Origin of the sequence: Veillonella sp. DNF00869, from assembly GCF_001553345.1 — a bacterium.
In the GTDB taxonomy this organism is placed as follows: Bacteria; Bacillota; Negativicutes; order Veillonellales; family Veillonellaceae; genus F0422.
Genome location: NZ_KQ960760.1, coordinates 1,113 through 1,757, shown reverse-complemented (window position 1 = coordinate 1,757; position 645 = coordinate 1,113). Strand labels below are relative to the sequence as shown.

1 pseudogene is annotated in these 645 nt (G+C 39.2%); it reads right to left on the bottom strand.

The features are described from left to right. Positions 1–645: pseudogene (locus HMPREF3032_RS07625) on the bottom strand (hypothetical protein); the annotation flags it as partial.

Genomic DNA, 645 nt, shown 5'->3' with positions numbered 1-645 from the left:
TGCAGATGTAGTTACTACAGCTGTTGTATTCGCACCATTTACGAAGTTTACAGTGTCATATGGTTTTACAAAATCACGAGCTTCGCCATTATTTTGTAAATTCCAACCTGCATTCAATACGTCAGATACGGTAGCTGCATTGTTGCCAGCAAAGTTAGGATTTGGCTTTCCATCTTTTGTTGGTTTCAATAAATCAGCTGCTTCCGTTGCTGTCAATGGAGCTTTGTTGATATTGTTTACATCTCCTGCAGTTCCTTTTTCTGTACCATCAGGGTTTGTAACTTTTTTATCAGCATCATTCACTGCTGGGATATTGTTTTTCACATTACCCAAGGATGCTGGACGAGCATTGCCTTTCTCATCTTTAGGACCATTCACAGATGTATTCACATCACCATTTGGAACGACTTTATCATTTTCGCCTTTTCCATCTGGAGTTGTATGGTATGTTACATTACCTTTGTCATCCTTAATTGGATATACTGTATTACCTTCTTTATCTGTGTAAACAACTGGCGTTACCGCATTGTTAGTGGATACTTGATCGTCTACTTTTACAGTGATTGTACGTACACCGTTCGCATCTGTTTCACCAGTGACTGTAGCTGTACCTTTACCTACGAATTTCACTTCGTTAGCATTACG